This is a genomic window from Catenibacterium sp. co_0103, assembly GCF_004168205.1.
Classification (GTDB): Bacteria; Bacillota_I; Bacilli_A; order Erysipelotrichales; family Coprobacillaceae; genus Catenibacterium; species Catenibacterium mitsuoka_A.
Window position 1 is genome coordinate 1 of sequence record NZ_RCYB01000027.1, and the last position, 21743, is coordinate 21743.

A 21743-nucleotide genomic window follows, 5' to 3' on the forward strand; every position below is an offset into this window, starting at 1 on the left:
ATCCCAATTTTTATTATTCTATTCATAGGTAACCCTCCTTATTTGTTTGCGGTAATCCCACAATACTATGAATTTTTATTTCTACTCAAAGTATAATGGTAAATCCACGATTGAACAATTAAGGAGAGTTACTTTTTTTGTTTCCTCCTCGTCATTTCATATTGTCTATTATAATCACTTAACTTCAAGACTGGGTCAAAATCATAATATTCTGATTGGAAAAAATTTTGTACCTGATGATTCGGCTCTTTATAAATGTCGTACTCAATGGTATTATCAATCGTATATTCTTCTTCAATTACTCGAATATATTCATCAAATACCTGCTTATCATCAAAGAGTTGTACATCATATGGTGCATTTAAATTCACGCTGATATCATACGAAGCTTTGTTGATACTAGAATAATTCAGAGCCAGCAGTGAAATTAAAATCAACATAGACAATGTACCAAATGTGAAGCTCATTGTTCTTGCTTTAGAAGCAAATGTTCTTGCTACAAACAGATTATCATTTTGATATTTCATTTTTTTATTCTTTAACAAAACAGTCAAGAACATATCTGCACAAGTTGTAGATATACCATAAATGCTGATAATCAACATGATTACGCTTACCATCAAATAGGTAAGTGTTTCTTGCTTATTAAAATTATCCATAGTACAACGTGAATTCCAGAGAAAAAGAGAAATCGCACCAAGAATAATACTTAAAACAAAAATGACATTTCTTTTTTTACTGTCACGGAACATTTTCTTTTCATTTTGTTTATCAAAGTAAAGAAAATCACGTATCGTCATTTTACTTATTCTTCTTAATAGATTAAGTAAAACCAAAACATAAATAGTTAAAAAATAAATTATCAATAGTCCAATAGAAACAAAATTCAAAGAAATAAAGAGAGTTTTTGGAATACCCAGTAAGTTTACAATTACTAACGACACAAACTGGCTGAATAAAAAGCTAATAGGAATAGCTAATACAAATGCTAAAATTCCCAACAGTATATTTTCAATTATAACTAAGTGGGCAATTTCTTTTTTCTTAATGCCAAGAAGCATATATGTTCCTAATTCTTTACTTCTTTTTTCAAACATAAATTTCGTTGTATAGTTGATCAAAAAGCATATCACAAAAATAATAAGGATATTTACAGCGAACAATGAATTCTTAAATGCATCCATACTGGAACATAACTTTACAATTTCATCAGAACTTGCCACCAAATTAAAAGCAAATATAAGAGAAAAGGATGCAGTAACGGTTATCAGATAAATCAAATAATCTTTAATATTTCTTTTTGTATTTCTATACGCTAACTTACCTAACATTTCCCACTTCACCTCCGAGCAAGGTTAATATATCCAGTATTTCATTGAAGAAATCTTTTCTGCTTTTTTCCCCTCTGAAAATTTCATTGAATATTTTACCGTCTTTCAAGAACAAAATACGTTCACAGAAAGACGCACTAAACGGGTCATGTGTTACCATTAAAATAGTAGCCTGCATTTTCTTGTTGATTTCAGACATTGTTTCCAGTAATAATCTGGAAGCTTTTGAGTCCAAAGCTCCCGTCGGTTCATCAGCTAAAATCAGTTTCGGTTCATTGATTAAGGCTCTAGCACAAGCACAACGCTGTTTTTGTCCGCCAGAAACTTCATAAGGAAATTTCGATAAAATATCACGAATACCCAATTTATCGGCGATAGCATGAACTCTTTTCTCAATATCAGTAGGGTTCTGTTTGTTGATAACCAATGATAAAGAAATGTTTTCTCCAATCGTTAAAGTATCTAAAAGGTTGAAATCTTGAAAAATGAACCCTAAATTTTCACGTCTGAAATCAGCAAAATCTTTATCCTTGATTTTGGTAATATCTTGATTATTGACTGTAATGTGTCCGCTGGTTACAGTATCAATCGTAGAGATACAGTTTAATAGGGTAGTCTTTCCAGAACCACTAGCTCCCATGATTGCGACAAATTCGCCCTTATCTACATACATAGAAATACCGTCTACTGCCTTTGTGATATTTCCAGAGTTACCCCCGTAGTATTTTTTTACTTGCTCTAAATTTAAAATGTGTTCCATTAAAAATCGCTCCTTTCTTCCTGCCACATTTATTTGTTTTGGAATACAATTAAATTATAGCAAGGGCAGTATTCAATTACACTTACAGTTTTGAAAGTAAACAGAGAGTAAAAGAGCCGTGATAATGCAGATCACAATTTTGTGAAGCATTTCCACGACCCTTTTATTATAATTTTGCCTTTGTCTTTTTCGTAATGATATAAATATATTCTTCTGGTGTAGGGCGTTTATTCCCAAAATACTTTTTGAAATTTGCCTGCACCTCTGGGTCGGTGCTATTCATAGCTTCATCAATCGTAGCTTCAATATCCGCCCGAACATCAGCCAATGATACACCGCCAGCTTTTGCACCAGCTTTCAATGCCTTTTTTATATCTCTTTTGTTCAGTCCTATCATATTCATACCTCAATTCTACTTTTTAAAGCTAATAAGTTTTCCGTTGTATTTTACAATGATGAATATGATATAAAACACTCCTACAAAAATCAAAATAAGACCTATGTAATAGCCTAATTCAGAATGAGAGATTAAATTGATAATCGGCATAACAAGAATACCAATACTAACCAGTAAAGTGCCTATTCCTATTTTTTTTGTAAACACCTTTTTATCTTTAGGGTCAAGTTGTGTATAATGATAACCATGTAATAAAGTAATATTCTCTTTTATTCCTATTTGATAAGATATAAAAAGTAAAAACAATCCTATAACTATTTCAACAATCAATTCCTCTAATTCCATAATCGTTCTCTCCTTTAATCAAAATAAAATAATTCTTCAAATTTTTTATCTAAAGCTATACAAAGCACTAATGCCAATTTTGCTGTTGGATTGAATTGTCCAGTTTCAATAGAACTAATTGTATTCCGAGAAACCCCGACTAGTTCAGCTAATTCTGTTTGTGATAATTTTTTTTCTTTTCGTACAGTTTTTAATCTGTTTCGCAAAATTAAATGTTCGTCCATTCTATAAACCTATCATTAAAAATTTATAAAAGTAATACCCCATAAATAGAAGAAAGAATAAAGCAATAACAAATTTGGATTTATTTTTTGAAATATGTGCTTCATAACCCATAGAGCCAAATGCCACAGACCCAATAATTGTCATTATGTCATAGTAAGGTTCTTTACAAACTGCTTTAATGAAAAGAATTAAAATGCAGATAAATAAAACAAACATTAAGCCAAAAGATTTCCCTTGAAGTTTAATATGTTTTTCGTATTCATCAAGATATAGATTCTCTTTTTTGTTTTGTGATAGTATTTTTTCTTTATCCATTATATAACGCTCCTTTCAAATAATACCAAGTACACTTGTCATTTATATTATAGCATTCGGTCATTACAAGTCAATATTTTTGCACAGTTTTCTTGTCGTTTTGTAAAAGCGTGCAAATCTGATAGGAAATGCACGCTATATCATTTATCCTACAATCTTCCAGTTACTATCCTTATGTAGCACAAGCTCATACTGCGATACCTGCGTCGCTTTTGTCTGATTATCAATGAATTTTACCGCAACCTTGACTTTCACATTGTCGCCGTCCTTTATAAAGATAGGGTTTACCAGTTCAGAATAAAGGTAGTCCCTGCCGATAGGTTCAATCACATTTCCCAATACATAGTAAGCAAGCTCTTTTTCCGTCGCTGTTGGGTACAGCTTAAAGAATGTTTCCAGAAAAGCGGTAGCGTCATTTACCGTATCAGCGTCCACGCTTGCGTCTGCTTCTGGTGTCTTAGGCTCATAGTCTGATTTTTCAACTGCTGGTGCAAGGGTAGGGTTTTGAACGATTACCATATCCCCGTCTGCGTCCACATAGACTTTTACAGTATAGGTTGCTTTCACATTGCTTGTCTGTTCTCCCTCTTTTATCTGCTGATCTACTTCGTAGGTAGCAGAAAAAGTGTCCGTTCCCGACTGTTCGATACTCCATACAATCACATCTGTAACCGTGGAGCTGGTTGGTATATCGGTTCTAATGGTATCCACATTCAAGCCCTGCAATTCCTTTGTCAGATAACCGTTGATTGCCTGCGTCCTTGCTTCAATCGCTTCTTTGCTGTTATTCCATGTGTAATAGGACTTCGCAAAATTCTTCACGAAATTTTCTATCCCGTTGGTGTCCTGCAAGCGAAGTTCAATGATTTCTTTTTCATGGGTGGTGTGCTGGTCGATAGCCGTAAAATTCTTATACACCCCAAAGCTCACGCTTGCGACAAGCACCACCCACAACGCAATCACGGTTTTCTTATGTGTGCCTACCTTGACAGTACGCACCTTTTTTTCTTTTGGTTCTTTGATAGTTTCTGTCTGTTTCTTATTCTTCTTAAACATATTTTTCAAGTCCTTTCTATTGTTTTACTCGTCCTGCACCGATTAAGTGCTGTTGCCAGTAACTACTACTTAGGTCTGCATATCCTATCGGGTCGCCTGCATGGTACATCTGGTTATTTCCTACATAAATGCCGACGTGGGTTACATACGAACCAGCGTTATAGGTAGAATGGAAAAACACCAAGTCCCCAGCCTTTGCCTGCGAGAGTGGGAGATGTTGGGTAGCGTCATACTGTGCTTGTGCCGTTCTCGGTAAAGAGATACCAGCTTTTCCATAGCACCATTGCACAAGTCCGCTACAATCAAAGGAAGTGTTCGGGTTACTGCCACCATATACATACTTCCAGCCTTGATATTTCAACGCTTCATTCATAATCGCTTGTGCCGTCGCATTATCAAAATGTGCCACGGTCAGATATTGATTGAGTAATTCGACGTAGAACATATTTCCGTAACCATATCGCCAGCCCCCGTTCTTCGCAACGGCTATCGGGTTAGTATAGGTTACTTTCTTTCCACCCGACTTTTCACGGGCGAAGCTCTCTGCAAGATTAAAAGTGTGTTTCTTTCCTTTTCCAGCTACATAACCCACATAGCCACCGCCATAGTTATAAGACTGTATTGCTACATTCAAGTCGTCGATACCTTGATTTTTGCAGGAAGAAAGCAGGGACGCAAAATACTTACACCCCTGCTTGATTGAGCTTTCCGTATCTAAAGAGTTGGGCGGTAAACCCAGACTTTCCGAACTCTGCATAACATCTTCTGCCGTACCGCCACTTTCTACTTGAATGATAGCAAGTAGCACATTGACATACTCGGAGATACCGCTTTCTCTGGCGTACTTTTCCACCATAGGCTGATGTTTCAAGACTTCTGCGGATAAGTTCATACCCGTAATGCCAGAAGAAAAGTTGCTGTTCTCATCGTCGCTGTCCGCACTAATCAGCACCCCAAAGAAAAGCACCAGAGAAAAGAGGATAGGAAACAGACTGCCGATAAGAGCGATATGTTTCAGTTTCATTTTTTCTTCTGTCCTTTCTTCGTTACAAGGTTACGAGTTTTCTCTATGGTCTGTTGGTTCTTCTGGACGGTTTGCGTTTGCTGAACCTTTATCCTGCGGTCTTTGGTGTCATTCTGGTGTGTTTCCTGCGATACCACTTTTTCTACATTCTGCCTATGTACTGGCTGTGCAGGCTGGGTCGCTTTTCTATCAGAAGCACCAGAAGATAACGGACGCTCTTTTACAACATTCGTCTTGACTGGCGCACTTGCTTTTGAAGTGGTCGCTGTGGCAGGGCGTTTCACTTCCTGCATTTTTTCCGCACTCGGCTTTGGAATGGTTGAAGCTGTGGCTGGTCGCTCATGGGGACGGGTAGCTCCCGTTGTCGCTGATCCGTCCGTCTTTCGCTGTGCCTGCCTTGCTTCTTGTGCCTTTTGAAGCTCAATACGCTTGTCAGCGATACTCTGTCTATGCTGTGCCTGCCTTTCCAATCGTCCCGACTGTCTGGACTGCTGTTCCTGCACCATGCCACGCTTGAAGTCGGACACGCTGGACTTTGCCTTTTCCTTTGTGGAATACACCGCATAAGCGGTCTGTGTCGGCATATCCTTGATATTCTCTTTGACAGCATTTGCCTTGTCTTTCACTTTATTTTTCGTATCTAAGACAGCACCCACCTTTGAGCCTGCACGCTGTCCCACGCTGGAAGTGGTATTGCCCCGATTTTCTTTAGAAGCGGTATTTTTTCTTTCAGCCCGTTTGCCAGCAACGGCACTTCCAGCAACCGCACCAGCGACACCGCCCGAAATACCGCCAGCACTTACCGCCCTTGCAATACGGTGTTCCATACGCCTAGCCCGATGTCGCATAAACAGATACGGTCTGCGGAAAATCCTGTGTCCCATGCTTTGACTGTCGCCAGCATTAAGTGAGAACATACTCATTAAGTCGCCCAGCTTCATGTAGATACCAGCGAAACACACTATCTGCAAGAACGCCACCATAAAAAACGGATAGTCCGTGGAGATGTTATAAAACATACTGGAAATGCTGAACGCTACTGTTACAATGAGCGTTATTCCTGCCCGTGTCATTATGGTATTAAACACCCTCACGATTGCCTGCTTTGCCATGCTTTCATAACTCGGTATCATGGAAAGTAGAAAACTGATAGGTAAAAACATTGCAAAGATAATAAAAAGTATCTGGCTAAACAACATCATGCCCGTAAGCAAGAATACAAATATCGTTATCCCTAAATTGAAGAACAGTAGGAAGAACACCATACCTAAACGGTTCACTACCTGCGGTATTGTCAGATTGTTGTTGTCGTTGTCCTCGATTTCTGTTTTCACGACTTCCTCTCTGGTTTTCCCGTCCTCGTCCTCTGGACTTGCCGATACAAGAGCTTCGACACGGTCTGCCCCGATTTCTTCTGTGTTGCTGTTACCGAATTGCAGAAGTAGCCACGGCTGTTCCACTTGAATAGAAAATAGGCTGTCCCGTATCAAGTCCACGCTGTCCTTGCCCTCGCTGTCAGAGTTGGGGAGCATGATTTTTGTTCCCAAGTCCAAAGAAGCGGTACTGATGTCTGATGAAAATTCATTTATCTTCTTGATATAGTCGGGAGCGTAGGCAATAAAAGAAGCGGACAGCACGAACACCACCACAAAGTTGATAACAGCGTGAAGTGCCTTGCTGGTTTCCCGTTTTATCAGTCCTGTATAGGCAACATAAAGTCCCACCACTAAGATAATGAGAAGCAGGAAACCGACATAAAAGCCAGAGCTGGAAAAACCGTTCTGTGTTACGCCTGCAAGGGTCTGTATGCTTTTTCCGATACTGTCTGCCATATCGTTAATAAAATCAAGTTTATAGGTTTCCTGCACCACATAGCCCGTGGCATTGCTTAAATAAAGGCTTATCGTCCAGACAAAGTTGGTAATGCAGTAAAGCCCGTACTGTACCGATTTTCCAATGCCGTCCAGCCAGTTCCACGGCAACCACGACCAGCTATTATCCACATAAAAATCAAGCTGGTAGTTAGATAACGGATATTTTGAGTAAAGATTTTCTGCATTGATAGTATCGTCTACAAGTCCCGTTGCATGAGCCACCGTCCCCAAAAGTGAAAGCAGGATAAGGGAGAGTGCCACCATGAACAGAGCCATTTTGAGAAAGTGAAGTATCTTCCTTTTTGTGAACGCACCTTTTATCCTTTCTTTCATCACTCCACCTCATTTCTCTGTACGGGCGGTCTGGTATCAAAGGCGTGTAGCAGTTCTTCAAAAACTGGGTGTATCTGTACCACACCGACACGCCCGTATAAGTCCTGCAATAAGCATTGTCCGTTCTCCAAATCACGAAGCCGTTTCTGGTTGTTTTCATCGTCCTTGTCGATACCGAAAAATTCTAAGGTCTGTTTTATCTCGTTGATGTCAGTAGAACGGAAAGCGAATTTTAAGCCGATATTGTTTTTCAGACTTTCCTTTGCCACGTCCCCAGAAGATTGTGTAACGAAATAAACGCCTGCCTGCATAGCTCGTCCAGCACGCACCAGCTTATTTGATAAGGTTTCGCCTTGTGCCACATTTAAGAACGCCCACGCTTCGTCCAAATCGACAATCTTAAAAATGCTTCTGTCCGAATGGATAAAATCAAGGGCAAAAGTACTAATCACAATCAGCATAGACACCGACAATAATTCAATGGTCGTGTATTCCTCAAAGGTCGTGTCCTTATCTGGCAATACTAAGTCCGCTACTTGAATGATATTGAGTTGGTTATCCAGACTGATTGCATTTTCTACCGTACCGTCTGAAAACAGCAGGTGTGCAAAGTCGTAGTCCGTGAAGCTGTCGATATGGTCTGCGATATTTCTTGCTATGGGCGTATCTTCACGGCGTAGCTCGTCTATCACATGGAGCAAGCCTCGTTTGTCGCTCTGGGTAACGGAACGAACCGCCTTACGTAACACAGGAAATTTTTCGCCGTCCCTAGAGGAAATACCCGTAAGGAATGTTAAGATGTCGATTGCCAGACTTTCAGCGTCTTTTACATTCTTCATAATCACAAACGGGTCAAGAAGTCCTGCATTGCCTTTATCGCTTGTTAGGTTTACGATATTGATTTCATGGGCGATTTCTGGAAGTGTTTCTTTCCAGTTGCCACGCTCACTTTTAGGGTCTAAAATGACTGCTTGACCGCCAAACAACACCGAATAATACACCAGAAGATTGTTGCAGAACGACTTTCCACCGCCAAGCGAACCGACAAAAGCAGACGCTAAAGCGTTGGTAACTGTACCTTTTACGCCCTGCGAAGCTAAAGACGGTTGCAGGTACACATTTCTTCCCGTATCAACGGAATAGCCCATATAGATACCCGTAGTTTCCCCTAACTGCTGGGTCGCTCCAAAGCCAAGCCCTGCCAAGAAGTCTGATTTTACATACTGCACATAGTCATTGATATATCGCTTGCTGGCAGGTAAAAATTCAGAATGAAGCCCCAGCATATCCCCAGCAGGACGTACCAGCTTTACATTGAGGTCGTCGTAAAAGTCTTTGACTTCATCACAACGGCGTTTCAGCTCGTCAAGATCGGGTGCAGACACCCGTATAACGTAGCTTAACTTATACATACTTTCTTTTGTCTGGTCTAAGTCCGTTTCCAGCTCGTCCACGCTGTCTAAAGCGTCCACCACATTTGAGCTGGTTTCACTTCCTGCTTGATAAGCGTGATTGTCAAGGTCTTTCAATTCCTTTTTCTTGTTGCGTACGGTTGTTAATGCTTTTCGGTTCTCCACGATTTCTACATTCATAGAAGTATCAACGGGGAATGTGAATTGCTGTTGCTGGAAATAGAAGATTTCACTTGACGGAAAATCAAGCTCGCCGACAATCGCATTGACGGTAAAATAGGACACATAACTTTCCTTGTCCTCATGTTCCAAGCGTAAATACCGCTGGCTTTCTTCAATCACACACCTTGTCGGACGGATAAGGTCGTAGTATTTTATCAGCGTTTCTTTGTTCAATTTTTTCTTTGGTAGCTGGTACTCATAATCTTCATAAGCGATACCGTCCCTGCCGTAAAGATGTTCCATGAGATACCCAAAATCATTGATTTCCAAGCGACGCACCTTAAAGCGACGGGAGATTTTATTTTCCAGTAACTTTTCCATTTTCATGTAACGGTTGATTTCATCATTCGGCATGGAAACAAAATCATTCATCAGCGTGTGGTTCACTTCATGGAGAAATTCTGTGAACGTCAGCCACGCCGATTTTTTGATGTTCTTCAGATTGAGCTGTTCTTCCGTAACCATGAGCTTAAAGCCAAGAAAAAAGCGGTAGTCCACTTGATTGTCCCCAATCATAGATACTAACGCTTCGGTCTGTTCGTCTATCTTCTGGCAGGCAACTTCCTTTAATTTTCCAGTTACCAGTTTCTTTGACTGTTCCTGCATACTGCGGATTGAGCTTTCTGTGGCAATCTGCAACGCATGAATTTTACCCTCACGGGACTGTGCGATAAGCTGTCGGAAACTGTCATGCACGATAAATTTCTGCTCTGCGGATAGAAAAGAATAGTTGTATGGTATCAGCTCATAGTAGGCGAACACCTCATTGTCCTTGTTCCAGACAAGGTTATTGTCAATATATTTTATCGGGAACATAGTTCACACTCCTTACTGCCGTGATTGTTTTATTCAATATCTGCTTATGCAGTTTTACGGCTTTTCCTGCATAAGTGATTTTTGGTCGCAGGGCATAGGTTATCTGTGATTTCAAAAAGCAGTACGGCTTCTTTCCGTCAAAGGTTTTCTGCGACATGAACCAAGTGAGAGCAACGGGAATACCAAAGTATTTGAGAAATGCTCCCTCAATCATGGAAAGTGGGGGAATATCCCCAAACAGAATGATGATAAATTCCGTAATCACAAACCATGTAATCTGTGTAAAAGTAACGGGAAAGGGTAAGTTAAAGTCATTGATTGCATATAAGACTTTTTCCACGTTCCAGATACCCGTGTAGCTTTTAATCTTTTTCAAGTTCTTTCAGCTCCTTTCAAAATAGAAAAGGACAGCCATTTTCAGACTGTCCCTTAAAAGAGAAATACGCTGTCAGTAGCAACAATGCTTGTCGCTGATCTTCCAGCGTTAATATGGTATCTCGCACATACCTCGGCTTGTTTCAATAAAGCAACCGCCCATATCCAAATCTCGCCCGTAGGCTTCATAGTCAATGTAATTCTGTAAGCTGGGTGGAATGTCCCCAAGTGCCTGCAATTCGTCTATGTAGTAATAGGCAACGTCTGTCATAGTTTCACAGTCGGGATAATAATAAATGTCGTCCTTGTGTTCCACGACTTCTTCCAGCGTCCCGTAGTGACTGATAAATTCGTCCAGACATTCTACGATATAGTCGGGAAGTTCCTCTATCATTTCATACATAGAGTTCAGTTCTTCAATGGAAACATACTCGCCAATCGCAATGGGAAAGTTATCGGTATCATGGATTGCGTATTCCTCATACTGTTCATTCAAGCCGATTTTTTCTTTCACATCTTCCTCGTCAATAGGAAATATGAACCAAGCACCAACTAAATAGCCCTCATTGTATTTGCCAAGATTAGCAATGTAAACCGCCATATCATCAATCATAAGCACCACCTCATTTCTTACTATGGCAGTTCAAAGATACCGTGTTCTGTTACTAAAAATTTCCCGTGTTCCTGCAAGTGAGAAGCATAGGCTTCAAAGTCAAAGTAATATTCTTGACAGTCCTCGGATAAATGCTTAAATGTCGGGTCGTTCATCAGCTTTTGCCTTGCAACATCTATCATGCTTTTGCAGTCAGGATAAACCGTAATCACGTTCCTGCAAATATAAAGTGCTTCTAAATTCTCAAACACCGTAAGTAGTGATACATATTCTTCTTGCATATCGCTTGAAAGCTGGCGGTACATAAAATCTAATTCGTTGAGCTGGTACACGCTTGTATGTTCGTGGACTTCATCAGCATAAGGCAACACCTTTTCGATAATACGGTAATCCCCACTTTCTGCACCGATACCTAACTTTTCTTCAAACTCGGCAACATCTATCGGCAGTTCAAACCAGTATGATATTGTTTCTTCGCCAGTTGTTCCTTTCGTTTCCACCAGCACCCTTGTTTCCTGCATTGTTCCTCACGTCCTTTCTGTTGTTTCATCACATCTTGTAAGGTCTGGTACGACATACCAAACACATATTTAGAAAAATCTTCTAACTGTCTTTCTTCATAATCGGCAGGGTTCAGTCGTTTCATTTCCTGCCACACCTTACGCTTGTAAGAGGGCAGGTCGGAAATATACTCACAGCCGACTTTTACCTGCATATCCTTAAAAATATCGTTCATTTCATCACTCCAATCTGAAATTTAGGTACGAAAAAAGCAGTCAATCCTAAGACTAACTGCTTTATGTATATGGATATAATTTGATTAAGTTTTAAAACCAGTTTGTTTTTTCATCTCTAAATTGAGGGTTATCGCTGTGTTGATATGGATTATAGTTATTCAGATTGCAACCATATTCTTTTAATGATTTGATTTTGTTATCTTCTGTCCATTCAATTAAGGAAATACCGTCAAATTCTTCAACGCTTCCCGTATTCATTTCATTTTTAAAATACCATTCTACGACAGTTTGATTTTCTTTATGAAAGAACTGTTTAATATCCCAAATAATGACTTTACCACGAGTATTCCATTCATTAAACCAATGTTTTACTGTTTTAAGATTTTCATATTTAGGACACCAGCTTTCCGTATAAACAACATCTTCTGTAAAAATTTTATCCATTCCTAAGTCTTGCTGTTTCAACCACATATCAAACCATAAACGAATAATTTTTTCTCTCTCATTCAAAATAGAACACCTCGATTACTTCTTTTTTCACATTATAGCACCCATACATCAGCCCCACAATAAAATTTTATGCACCGATAATCTTATTGAACAGCTCTAACAGTACATCTTTCACACCGCCAGCATTGAATACCAAGCCGACAGCAATCAAGGCAACTACCAAAAAGCCGATAAGTTTGGAAAACTCACGCTTGAACCCTAAGTAGATACCGATAACCACAATCGCCATAAGCACTAAGCTCTGTGCGTTTGATAAAAACCATTGATACAAATTTTGTCCGAAATTCATTTAATTGTCCTCGCTTTCTTTTAATTGTTTCATTTCATAGTCAGCTTCTTTGCCGACATTCAAAATACACATCAAGACTACACCGATACCCATTCCCATAGATACCAGCAGGAAATCTTTTAATAATACCCACATTTTTATCACTCCTAACTTTCTACTAAATCTTTTGCAGGGGTCGTCTGCTGTTTGATTATCATTTCATGCTTTTCTGTGAGCTTTGCCTGCTGTTCGATTGTTTCCATGTAATCTGTACCATTTCCCTTATCAATCTTTTTCAGCATTTTCAAGGTCGGTGCTACCTGCCGTTGTACCCAACGCAACGTGCGGTCTAAGGTGTACGGCTCTGGCTTTGTCGTCAGCTTCAAGCTCTGTCTGTTATCGCCGATAAACCAAGCCCAGCGGTCATTGAGTTTCCAGTCGCTTTTTCGTTTGTCGGGTTCTTCATCAACAAACCGCACATACTGGTTGATGATAGAAAAGGCGGTCTGCTCTGCGTCATAATACGTCAGCAAATCTCGTACTGCATAATAGGCACGTTCATTCCGTAGCCGTATCTCAAAACGGTTGATAATATCGGCTTCTTCCAGCGGTATCCCGAACTTGACGTACTGCTCATAGTCCTTTTCATAGATACAGAAATACACATCGGATTTCAGCGAACCAAGATAAAGGGTACGCCCCATATATTCTCTGTCGTCCTCTCTATGCTTGATAAGCTCGCCCGACAAGTAAAACTTGTAACTTCTGGACTTTCCGATATATTCCCGTTTCCTGCATTTTTCCGCAAGCTCTGGAATATCCAAAATGCCCATATGGTCGTTGATAGCAAGGTCGATACGCTTCATAACACCACCGTCTACGAGTGCGTCCATGAGAAAGTCATACCAGCTTCTTTCCTGTGCCAGCAAGTAACTTTCAAACTGTCGGCAACCTCGCCCCTTTAACTCTAAAAGGACACCCTTTTCTTCGTCAGCCGACGTATAGATAAAGATGTCCCCTAAAGAATAATGCTCCGTATAACTGTAATGTCCGTAATCTTCATGGAGCATATAGTTGATATTCAGTTTTAATATATCTTTGATGATGTGCTGTATATCCAGCGTGGGAAAACGGATTTTTACATAATCAAACAGCATGGTAAGCGGTGCTTCTGGATTGAACTTTGCCAGTTCCTTTTGCAGAGTATTAAGAAGTTCCTTTGACGGCTTCATTTTTCCGCTTTCTATCTTGTTGAGATATTCCCTTGTGATACCAGAAGCCAACGCCAGCCTGCCTTGTGAGATACCGTAAGCAATCCGTTTCTCCCGTAATTCTTTTATTCCTTGTTCTTCATTCAGAACCATACCCCCAATCTGTAAAGTGTGAAGTTTTTTAAGGCGACTTCACATCTGAATTTTGCAAGGAAACTATGCGATAAGCCTTATGTTTCCTATGTTTTTTGTCTATTGTCCATTTGCAAACGTACCCCTCTGTTAGATACCGAGGGGTTTTACCTGCTGGCGTGGCTTCGCCACACCAGCAACGGCTAGTCCGTGCCGTCGCCTTTCGCTTCGCACGTCGCCGTCCCGTCCTGCCTTGCATTATGAGCTTACATAACAGTATTCATACCAAGATACAGCACAACGCAATCTACATCTTCATTCCTGCATACTTCTAAGGCTTCACTATCAAACTCAAATTCATGTTGTGTATGCAGAAACAAGGCTTTATCCATGACAATAAAGTTGTAGCAAAATGTAATATTCAAGAATGACATTTCCTCGTCCAGAGGAATAGAAAATAACAGCGGTAATTCCTGCTGTTTGTTTTCCATTTCTTCTAAAATTTCTCTCATTCTTTCATGGAAACGCTCAAAAGGGTATTCGTCCCATTTTTCAAAATCGCTATTTGCTGTAAAATCTAAATCAGCATAAAATTTATCAATGTTTAAGCAAATACCGATTGTACTTGTTTCTGTCGTTTCATTCATTAGTTGCATTTGTAAATAACCCATAGTTATTCTTTCACTCCTTTTCTTGTTGTTCTGGCATAACTTGTCTTTCTTGTGCAAGCCTGCCGATAGTCTGTAAAAAATCATGTCCTTTTGGGACTAAAGGCGTGTAAAATTCACTTATGACGCTTGTTCCCACATCACAGTAGCCACGCCCTTTGATACGCTTCTGGAAAAACTGCTTTTTCACATCTGAACCGAACAGCATACCGTAACCTAATTCGCTGATACGCCCCAATCCCACACGGAAATTGAAGTTATCTCTGATACCGTCCGAGAAATACTTTGCGTCTGGACGCTGGCAGGCAACGATAAGGAAATATCCTGCTTGCCGTCCCAGCATGACGATTTTCTTTAGCTGGCTAAGTAAGCTCACGCTTTCTTTCGTCCCCAGCATTTCAAAAAATGCCACATATTCATCAAAGATAAGAAAGCAGGGTGGCAGTCCCAGATAGGCGTAGTTTTCGCCCGTCTTATAGTTTGGGTGTTGTTTCATTTCCTCACTTCGCTGTACCATGCCCTCATAAAAGGCATTGACACAATCTATCATTTCTTCTTTGGTGTGGTACACATTTCCCATAACTGTCCCTAAGTCTGCTAAGTCCGCATTTTTCGGGTCTAAGACGTAAAGGACAGCGTTGGTATGCAGTAAGGCTTCAATGAGCGTCAGCAGAAAATAGGTTTTACCGCCACCAGTCCCACCAGCAATCAGAGCGTGAGGGAGTGCGTCATATTCCCAGACAAGATTTTTCATCAGCCTTAGACAGCCGTTTTCTGCCCGTACTTCATCAATGGTAATGCGGTTCGCTATCATATCATAAAGCAGGGTATATTCGATATAACCGTCATGCAGGGTCTTGTCGGTCAGTTCGCAATACAAGCCACTTTCCAACTTATCCTCTAACCGTAAAAGCTGGTCTTGATATTTTCCTAATGTGATTTCACAGCGGATATGAAGCAGTCCCTTTTCCATTTGATAGTAAATCTTCGGAAACCAGACGATTTTTTCCCTTGATCTGCTTTGCAGGTCAGTAAAAAAACCGCTGTCTTGTACGGTATCGGCTTCATACCACTTGTTTTCCAGTACCATTCGTGCCAGCTTTTGACGGTGCAGAAGCTTCTTGAAACTGTCGTAACAGAAGCGGTAATATAGAAAAGCGACCAATGCACAAACACCAGTCGCTATCAGTATGGTTATGAAGTTGTAAGGGGAAAGCGTCAAGCCGTTTTCTAACAAGCTGAAATGTTCCCAATCGGTACGCATGAGCTGTTTGGTATTCAGTAGCAGAAGAACCGCCACGAATACAAACAGAAGCGTCCCTATGGAAAAATGATAGACAAGGTGCTTATCGCTGGCTCTGATACGGTGTCCTTTGTTCCAAATCATACGCATAAATCAATCACTCCTTTCTGGGTACGAAAAAAGCAGTTAATCCTAAGACTAACTGCTTTATTTGTGGTAATATTAAGTTGTCCAAATTGCAATTTTAATTTTATTGATTGAAGCATAATCAATACTCACTTTTATCCGATATTAAGTAAACTGTGAACTACCCATGGTTGAACTGTAATCATAACTATAAATATATAAATTGCATATAACATTATTTCGACCATGTCATTAACATTTTCAGACTGAAGCCTTTTTCTAAAATTAATGGGTAAGATTTTTGACAGCAGATAATATATCAAATATCCTAAACATGCTCCTACTGTATTGATAATAAGGTCATTTATATCTGTTGCTCCCCAGCCAAACATTTGAATAATTTCAATAGATAAGGAAAATAGAAAGCCAGTTAAAACAACATTCTTTATATGATGATACTTCTTATACAGTAATGGTAAGAAAAAGCCCAAAGGCACAAATAAAACAAGATTAAGTATGGTATCTATTGGTCCACTTATCATACCCAAAAATGGAATTATAGAAATTTTTGGACGAAATGATATTGTGCTTGTATAACCAATACCTGTTACAGTTAAAATTCCAAATAAATAATAACAAAATACAAATACAGCGGTAATATGAAAAATGCTTTGTTTTCGTCCCGATTTTTTAAGATACAAAAAATACAACATAAGAACTGGAATTATAAACACATACCCACTTATTGAGCGAATAAGAATATCGGAAATTGGTAACATATTTTTTACTCCTTTATACTGCCTCATTATATATTTGCTAGTCCATTTCTTCCATAAGGATAACAGCAAAAATTAAAAATTATCCAACGAAAAATCGAAAATTTTTCTTAAAATTTTATTTACCTCATATTTATATTATAACAATAGTATTATATTTGCTACAACAAAAAATTATCGTATTAGTAAATTGATTGTTCATACGGTATATGTTTTTGGTCGCTGGCTCTGATAAGGTGTCCTCTGTTCCAAATCTTACGCATAATCAATCACTCCTTTCTGGGTATGAAAAAAGCAGTCAATCCTAAGACTAACTACTTTGTGTGAATAGGTATGAAGTTGTCAAACTGGAAGTTAGAGCAAACTTCCTTTTAGCCCTTTTTTGAAAATTATCACAACTTTATCTGTTCCCCAAAAGGACATGGTTTTAATCTGATAACCGTCTTTTTCCATTTCTTGTACTTTTTCATTTATTTTTTCTGTTACATTCTCAATGGTAATTTCTTCAATCAATATAGTTTTGTGCATTACTACACCTCCATAATTCCAGAATTTATCCGTTTCTTCATACCCATATTATAGCAGTTCCATATATCCGCTACAATGAAAATTTATTCGGCAAGCCTACTTTTTCGGCTGTCCCTGCGTGTTATTATTCTGTGGATTGCCTGCGTTCTGGTTGCCTTTATTCTTCAACACAATATCCTCTGCCTTTACATACCAGTCCACATCTGCACCCGTATAGGTCTTTCTTGATACCGTATCGGCTACGGGATTGACAAGCTCCACAACTGCATTGTAAGGAAATTCCCTTAACGGCACTTCTGGCGGTACAGACACGGGGATAATTCCACCATGCAGACTGCACTTCAAATCATAGATACGCTTTTTAAGCTGGGTACTCGGTGTCCCGTCCTCATTCTGCAAGAACACATCACGCACCGCTGTAAATTTTAATTCTCCAAATGTTTTCTCTTTGTCAATAACAAACCCGTTTGATAATCTCATAAATGCTTCACTCCTTTACTTTTCTTCAACTGCCACAATATCATCTGCAAGCAACACATAATCGGTATGTCCCATATCCCCGATTGCGTAACCTCTGCCATATAACTTCGGATTGACAAGTTTTACTTTCTGTTCATACTTGAAATGCTTTTCGCCAGCCTGCACGGGAATTTCTACCACAACATTTTCGCCTTTCTGTACGTCAGAATAAAGGTTATAGCTTCGTCTTGCGAAAAATCTGCGGTTATCTTTATCTCTGTCAAAAATATGGTCGCTTTCGCCTGCAAATTCAAGAGTTCCAAAAGACTGTGCCATATCTGGCACGACATATTTCATTTCCATAGTGTTTTACCTCATTTCTTTCTATATTTGATAAGTTTTTTGATTGTGATTTCTTATTCTGGCGGTTAGGGAAGTACCAGCAATCCCACAGATAGTAAAGGGTAAAATCAATGCTTCGCACCCTTGACTATCCGTGTTCTTGCAGGTGCAAGGCAGACAAGCCAGAATAAGCGGAAGTCTGCCGTTTGACAGCTTCGGTGGAGAACGTGATTTTTCTTTCATTATATCGTTACCGCCTTATGATTTTTTCACTTTACGGCGTTTGCAGAAGAAGATACCTGCCAGTCCAGCACCAGAAGTTAGTAATAATGCAAGCAGTCCGTAAAGGTTCGTGTTATCGCCAGTTTTTGGACTGTCTGTTTTATGCGGTGTATCTGGTGTCTGCGGTGTTTCGGGTTTCTCTGGTTCTTCTGGGACTTTGGGGTTTTCCTTAAAGGTAATCGTCTGTCCCTCGTCCTCAATGTCCTTATGCTCGGTAACTTTCTTCGGCTCGTCTGGATTGCTGAAATCGTACAATTCTTCAAAAGTTACAAGCTGTTTGCCGTCAAGAGAAGTAGCATCAAAGGTAAAGGCAACTTCCACTTTCATAGTTTCGCTGTCAGCAGTAAAAGTATAATCACTTTCCACACGCTTTCCATTGATAAGAAGCTCGGCATTTTCTTCTTTCAACATCTGCCAGCCCACAAGTTTGTACTGTGTACCGATTTCTAAGCCCTCTAAGGTTACGGTATCAATGATTGTTACCTCTTTTCCTGCTTCAAGCTCTTTGTTTCCGTCCTTATCGGTAGCAGTCGTATGTATCTTGATGATACGCTCTGTGATAAGTACCGTCTGCCCGTCGTCCTCAATGTCTTTATGTTCCGCAACTTTTACAGGTTCTTCTGGATTGCTTAAATCATACAATTCTTCAAAGGTAACAAGGTTCTTTCCACCTAAAGCAGACGCATTGAATGTATAGGAAATTTCCGCTTTCATTTCCTCATCATCAGCGACAAAGGTATAGTCATTTTCTACACGCTTTCCGTCAATGATAAGCTCGGCATTTTCTTCTTTTAACATCTGCCAGCCTTTGAGCTGATACTTTGTGCCTTTTGTAAGTCCGTCCAATTTTACAGTATCAACGATTGTTACCTCTTTTCCTGCAAGGATAGTCTTTTCGCCGTCTTTGCTGGTCGCTGTGGTATGAATAGAGATTTCTTTTTCGTATTCATCAGTCAGCGTTCCTAAATCAATCACAAGGTTATTTCTTGATACCACGATTTCAAAAGGTGGGATAAGTTCAAAGTCCTTGTTGCTATCACAACGCATTTCTTCAATGATGTAGGTATCATAAGGTAATGCACCCTTGCTGTCGTCTGGTTCAGAAGTTCCAAACCACACACCGTCCTCGCTGGTCTTTCCTGCGTTGGTATTGTGCTTATGAGAAGCCCATTCAGAAGAAGTGGAGAACTGCCCGTTATCATCAGTTACCACGACATGATTTTCGCCCGTCGTCTTGCTTGTGATCCTAAAAGGAACATCAGCAAGACGCTTGTGTGTTCCTGCACCGATTTTCACGCCCTCAATATCGCCACGCTTAATCTGATTGTAGATAGAGTGGACTTCGTCGGTTAAATCAACGATTTTGCCATTTTCTGTGATTGCAAAATCAATCGGTTTTGCACCGTCTGCCAAGTAACCGTTTGGAGCTTCACTTTCAACGATACGGAATTTTCCATAAGGTAAGAGATCAGCAGAAGTAGAAGCGATACCCTCAATATTTGTACGAATAGTTTTTACGATTTCATTTTTCTTGTATAGCTTGCCCTCAACCAATACCGCATTATCATTTAAGGAAATGATGTCAAAAGCAGTATCTTTCAAAGTGGCACTTCCTTGTGGCTTTGTATCGCCCGTTTCTAAATCTCGTTTCTGAATTTTGACACCACCACGGATAACCTTGTCTGATACAGAAAACTGGTTACTTCCAGTCAATACAGCAAGGTCGCCGTCCTCGGTAATCTGTGTTACATATAAGCCCTTAATCTGTTCGGACTTATCGCCAGCCTGCATATATGCACCGTCTAACAAGTAACCGTTTGGAGCTTTTGTTTCTTCAACGGTTAGCGTTCCAAGTGGAAGAACGGCTTTTCCGTCCTGCATATAAAAGCTGTCGCCAGATACTTTATATGTGTCCGCTAATTTTGTAACATAATGGATTGTGCCGTCGCTGTCCTTTTCAGCGATTGTCTTTGTAACCCATGTACGAGTAGCTTCGGCAGGGAGATTGTCTTTGTTATAGAAGCCAGCATAATACTTCCATGTAAATTCCGCACCTGCTAAAGAAGCGTTTCCTTGCGGATTGTCTTTCTGTGTTTCCATATCAATCTTAAAAAGCTCAATCAAAGTGTCTGTTACCTTTGGTGTATCAGATACTTTCAAAGTCGCTGTTTCGCCAGCTTTGATTGTCAATGGATAGATTGTTTTATCTACTTTATATCCTGCCGGTGCGGATAATTCCTTGATATAGACTGTGCCAGCCGTTACCTCTACAACGTCCGTATTTCCATTTTCATTAGTCGTAAGGGTGGTAAGCTGTTTCGTGCAGTTCTTATCAGCAAAGACACCGTATGTTGCACCAGCGATTGAGTAATTCCCGTTACCGTCTGTAATGCTGGTATTACTGGAAGTCTTTTGCAGTTTCGCATTTCCGACATTTAATTTCGCCCAGAATTGTCCCAATTCCTGCCCCTCGCCAGAGTAGATATAACCGCCACATTCATAGCGTCCTTTATTCTCTTTGACAAAGGCTTTTGCACCAGAGAAAACTTCGTCCTGCGTAGCTTTTGGAATTTCATCATAAGAAGCTCGCACGTTATCACATTGCCAGCCAAGATGTACGCTCAATCTCTGCCAGACAACACATTGTTCCAACAGATAGACTTGCTTGTAGTTCAGTTCCTTGTGAGCTTCGCTATACTGTTTAACATACTCTAAGGATAACGCCACATCTGAAATCTGGTCGGCACTCATGCGTGAGCTTGCGTCAGCTCTGGTCTTGTAGCCATTCTTAAAATCTGTATTGATGTCAATACAATAGGCAGTTTCGCCCTCAACTTTCATCATGCCCTCATTGAATGTCGAACCGATAGAACCGTCATTCATTACTTTTTCAATGATACCGACACGCTCTGCACTTTCCGTCCAGTATTGCTTGCTTTCAGCATGAACGGGTGTAGTTGGTAAAGCAGTAACGACAGTTGCAAGAGCTAAGAAGCCCGTACACAATCGTTTTAACATCTTTTTCATAAATCTAATGCTCCTTTCATTTTGGGTAATAAAATAGCCGTCCAATAAGAACGGCTGAAAATAGAAAAGGAACGTCATGTTAGGCGTTCCATAGTCTATGAGTTATTCAATTTTTTCTTGTTTCAATACTGATGTGCTGTACCATATCTTTGCATATCTAGGAAAACTTGCGTATCAAGGCTCATTCGTTAGTAGTAAATAAGTAGTAAATTGATGTGTTTGTTTCCTTGAAAATGCTGATAGATACTGTGTTTTAGCTGATAATCAGATTTTTATTGTGTTTTTGGAAATAAAAATAGATATATTCTAGTTACCAGATCACTCTTTAACCGCTGT

The 21743-nt window shown here is 39.8% G+C and carries 25 protein-coding genes; all 25 read right to left on the reverse strand.

From position 1 onward, the window contains the following. Positions 1 to 128 precede the first annotated feature (128 nt). The 25 genes from EAI80_RS06150 to EAI80_RS06275 all read right to left on the reverse strand — a co-directional run bounded on the left by EAI80_RS06150 (position 129) and on the right by EAI80_RS06275 (position 21407). Positions 129 to 1331 (reverse strand): ABC transporter permease, encoded by a 1203-nt coding sequence (locus tag EAI80_RS06150; protein WP_202976610.1) that lies wholly within the window; start codon positions 1329 to 1331, stop codon positions 129 to 131. Continuing rightward, positions 1321 to 2091 carry an ABC transporter ATP-binding protein gene (locus tag EAI80_RS06155; protein WP_003061398.1) on the reverse strand — a complete coding sequence of 257 codons (771 nt, stop codon included), beginning with the start codon at positions 2089 to 2091 and terminating at the stop codon, positions 1321 to 1323. Before EAI80_RS06155 ends, EAI80_RS06150 begins: the two co-directional genes overlap by 11 nt. A 166-nt stretch (positions 2092 to 2257) precedes the next feature. After that, the gene (locus EAI80_RS06165; RefSeq protein ID WP_003060191.1) at positions 2258 to 2488 is read right to left on the reverse strand and encodes a hypothetical protein; all 231 of its coding nucleotides are present in this window, start codon (positions 2486 to 2488) and stop codon (positions 2258 to 2260) included. A 15-nt stretch (positions 2489 to 2503) separates the two neighbouring features. After that, on the reverse strand, positions 2504 to 2833 hold the full coding sequence (locus tag EAI80_RS06170; protein ID WP_129981351.1) for a DUF3784 domain-containing protein: 330 nt from the start codon (positions 2831 to 2833) through the stop codon (positions 2504 to 2506). 14 nt (positions 2834 to 2847) lie between these two features. Further along, positions 2848 to 3057, reverse strand: coding sequence for a helix-turn-helix transcriptional regulator (locus EAI80_RS06175; protein WP_005342572.1), 210 nt, complete (start codon positions 3055 to 3057; stop codon positions 2848 to 2850). A gap of 1 nt (position 3058) precedes the next feature. Beyond that, a complete protein-coding gene (locus tag EAI80_RS06180; protein WP_055267761.1) occupies positions 3059 to 3373 on the reverse strand; it encodes a DUF6442 family protein in 315 nt (104 codons plus the stop codon). 144 nt (positions 3374 to 3517) lie between these two features. Continuing rightward, a complete protein-coding gene (locus EAI80_RS06185) occupies positions 3518 to 4429 on the reverse strand; it encodes a conjugal transfer protein (protein ID WP_129981352.1) in 912 nt (303 codons plus the stop codon). A 16-nt stretch (positions 4430 to 4445) separates the two neighbouring features. Continuing rightward, positions 4446 to 5453 (reverse strand): C40 family peptidase, encoded by a 1008-nt coding sequence (locus tag EAI80_RS06190; protein ID WP_129981353.1) that lies wholly within the window; start codon positions 5451 to 5453, stop codon positions 4446 to 4448. After that, positions 5450 to 7660, reverse strand: coding sequence for a YtxH domain-containing protein (locus EAI80_RS06195; RefSeq protein ID WP_129981354.1), 2211 nt, complete (start codon positions 7658 to 7660; stop codon positions 5450 to 5452). Before EAI80_RS06195 ends, EAI80_RS06190 begins: the two co-directional genes overlap by 4 nt. Next, on the reverse strand, positions 7660 to 10110 hold the full coding sequence (locus EAI80_RS06200) for an ATP-binding protein (RefSeq protein ID WP_129981355.1): 2451 nt from the start codon (positions 10108 to 10110) through the stop codon (positions 7660 to 7662). Before EAI80_RS06200 ends, EAI80_RS06195 begins: the two co-directional genes overlap by 1 nt. Next, on the reverse strand, positions 10088 to 10486 hold the full coding sequence (locus EAI80_RS06205) for a conjugal transfer protein (RefSeq protein ID WP_129981356.1): 399 nt from the start codon (positions 10484 to 10486) through the stop codon (positions 10088 to 10090). The genes EAI80_RS06200 and EAI80_RS06205 overlap by 23 nt, the downstream gene beginning before the upstream one ends. A 108-nt stretch (positions 10487 to 10594) precedes the next feature. After that, a complete protein-coding gene (locus EAI80_RS06210; protein ID WP_117660764.1) occupies positions 10595 to 11098 on the reverse strand; it encodes an antirestriction protein ArdA in 504 nt (167 codons plus the stop codon). A 20-nt stretch (positions 11099 to 11118) separates the two neighbouring features. Continuing rightward, positions 11119 to 11619, reverse strand: a complete 501-nt coding sequence (locus EAI80_RS06215; protein ID WP_129981357.1) for an antirestriction protein ArdA — start codon at positions 11617 to 11619, stop codon at positions 11119 to 11121. Further along, positions 11538 to 11834 carry a conjugal transfer protein gene (locus EAI80_RS06220; RefSeq protein ID WP_080715024.1) on the reverse strand — a complete coding sequence of 99 codons (297 nt, stop codon included), beginning with the start codon at positions 11832 to 11834 and terminating at the stop codon, positions 11538 to 11540. The genes EAI80_RS06215 and EAI80_RS06220 overlap by 82 nt, the downstream gene beginning before the upstream one ends. A gap of 91 nt (positions 11835 to 11925) precedes the next feature. Beyond that, entirely contained in the window at positions 11926 to 12345 is a 420-nt protein-coding gene (locus EAI80_RS06225; protein ID WP_009243012.1) for a nuclear transport factor 2 family protein, read from the reverse strand. Positions 12346 to 12412: 67 nt separating this feature from the next. After that, a complete protein-coding gene (locus EAI80_RS06230) occupies positions 12413 to 12634 on the reverse strand; it encodes a hypothetical protein (protein ID WP_002323342.1) in 222 nt (73 codons plus the stop codon). Beyond that, positions 12635 to 12769, reverse strand: a complete 135-nt coding sequence (locus EAI80_RS06235; RefSeq protein ID WP_009243011.1) for a DUF3789 domain-containing protein — start codon at positions 12767 to 12769, stop codon at positions 12635 to 12637. A gap of 11 nt (positions 12770 to 12780) precedes the next feature. Beyond that, positions 12781 to 13977 carry a MobT family relaxase gene (gene mobT, locus EAI80_RS06240; protein WP_055180183.1) on the reverse strand — a complete coding sequence of 399 codons (1197 nt, stop codon included), beginning with the start codon at positions 13975 to 13977 and terminating at the stop codon, positions 12781 to 12783. Positions 13978 to 14222: 245 nt separating this feature from the next. Further along, the gene (locus EAI80_RS06245) at positions 14223 to 14627 is read right to left on the reverse strand and encodes a hypothetical protein (RefSeq protein WP_055058703.1); all 405 of its coding nucleotides are present in this window, start codon (positions 14625 to 14627) and stop codon (positions 14223 to 14225) included. Positions 14628 to 14637: 10 nt separating this feature from the next. Further along, the gene (locus EAI80_RS06250; RefSeq protein ID WP_055058702.1) at positions 14638 to 16017 is read right to left on the reverse strand and encodes an FtsK/SpoIIIE domain-containing protein; all 1380 of its coding nucleotides are present in this window, start codon (positions 16015 to 16017) and stop codon (positions 14638 to 14640) included. Between the two features lie 131 nt (positions 16018 to 16148). Then, on the reverse strand, positions 16149 to 16772 hold the full coding sequence (locus EAI80_RS06255) for a VanZ family protein (RefSeq protein ID WP_055058701.1): 624 nt from the start codon (positions 16770 to 16772) through the stop codon (positions 16149 to 16151). Between the two features lie 351 nt (positions 16773 to 17123). Then, on the reverse strand, positions 17124 to 17297 hold the full coding sequence (locus EAI80_RS13345) for a hypothetical protein (RefSeq protein ID WP_172680017.1): 174 nt from the start codon (positions 17295 to 17297) through the stop codon (positions 17124 to 17126). Between the two features lie 96 nt (positions 17298 to 17393). Further along, positions 17394 to 17777: a YdcP family protein gene (locus EAI80_RS06260; RefSeq protein WP_007286209.1), complete on the reverse strand. Its 384-nt coding sequence runs from the start codon at positions 17775 to 17777 to the stop codon at positions 17394 to 17396. 15 nt (positions 17778 to 17792) lie between these two features. Further along, positions 17793 to 18119, reverse strand: a complete 327-nt coding sequence (locus EAI80_RS06265) for a YdcP family protein (RefSeq protein ID WP_055058700.1) — start codon at positions 18117 to 18119, stop codon at positions 17793 to 17795. Between the two features lie 237 nt (positions 18120 to 18356). Next, entirely contained in the window at positions 18357 to 21407 is a 3051-nt protein-coding gene (locus tag EAI80_RS06275; RefSeq protein WP_129981358.1) for an SrtB-anchored collagen-binding adhesin, read from the reverse strand. Positions 21408 to 21743: the final 336 nt, after the last annotated feature.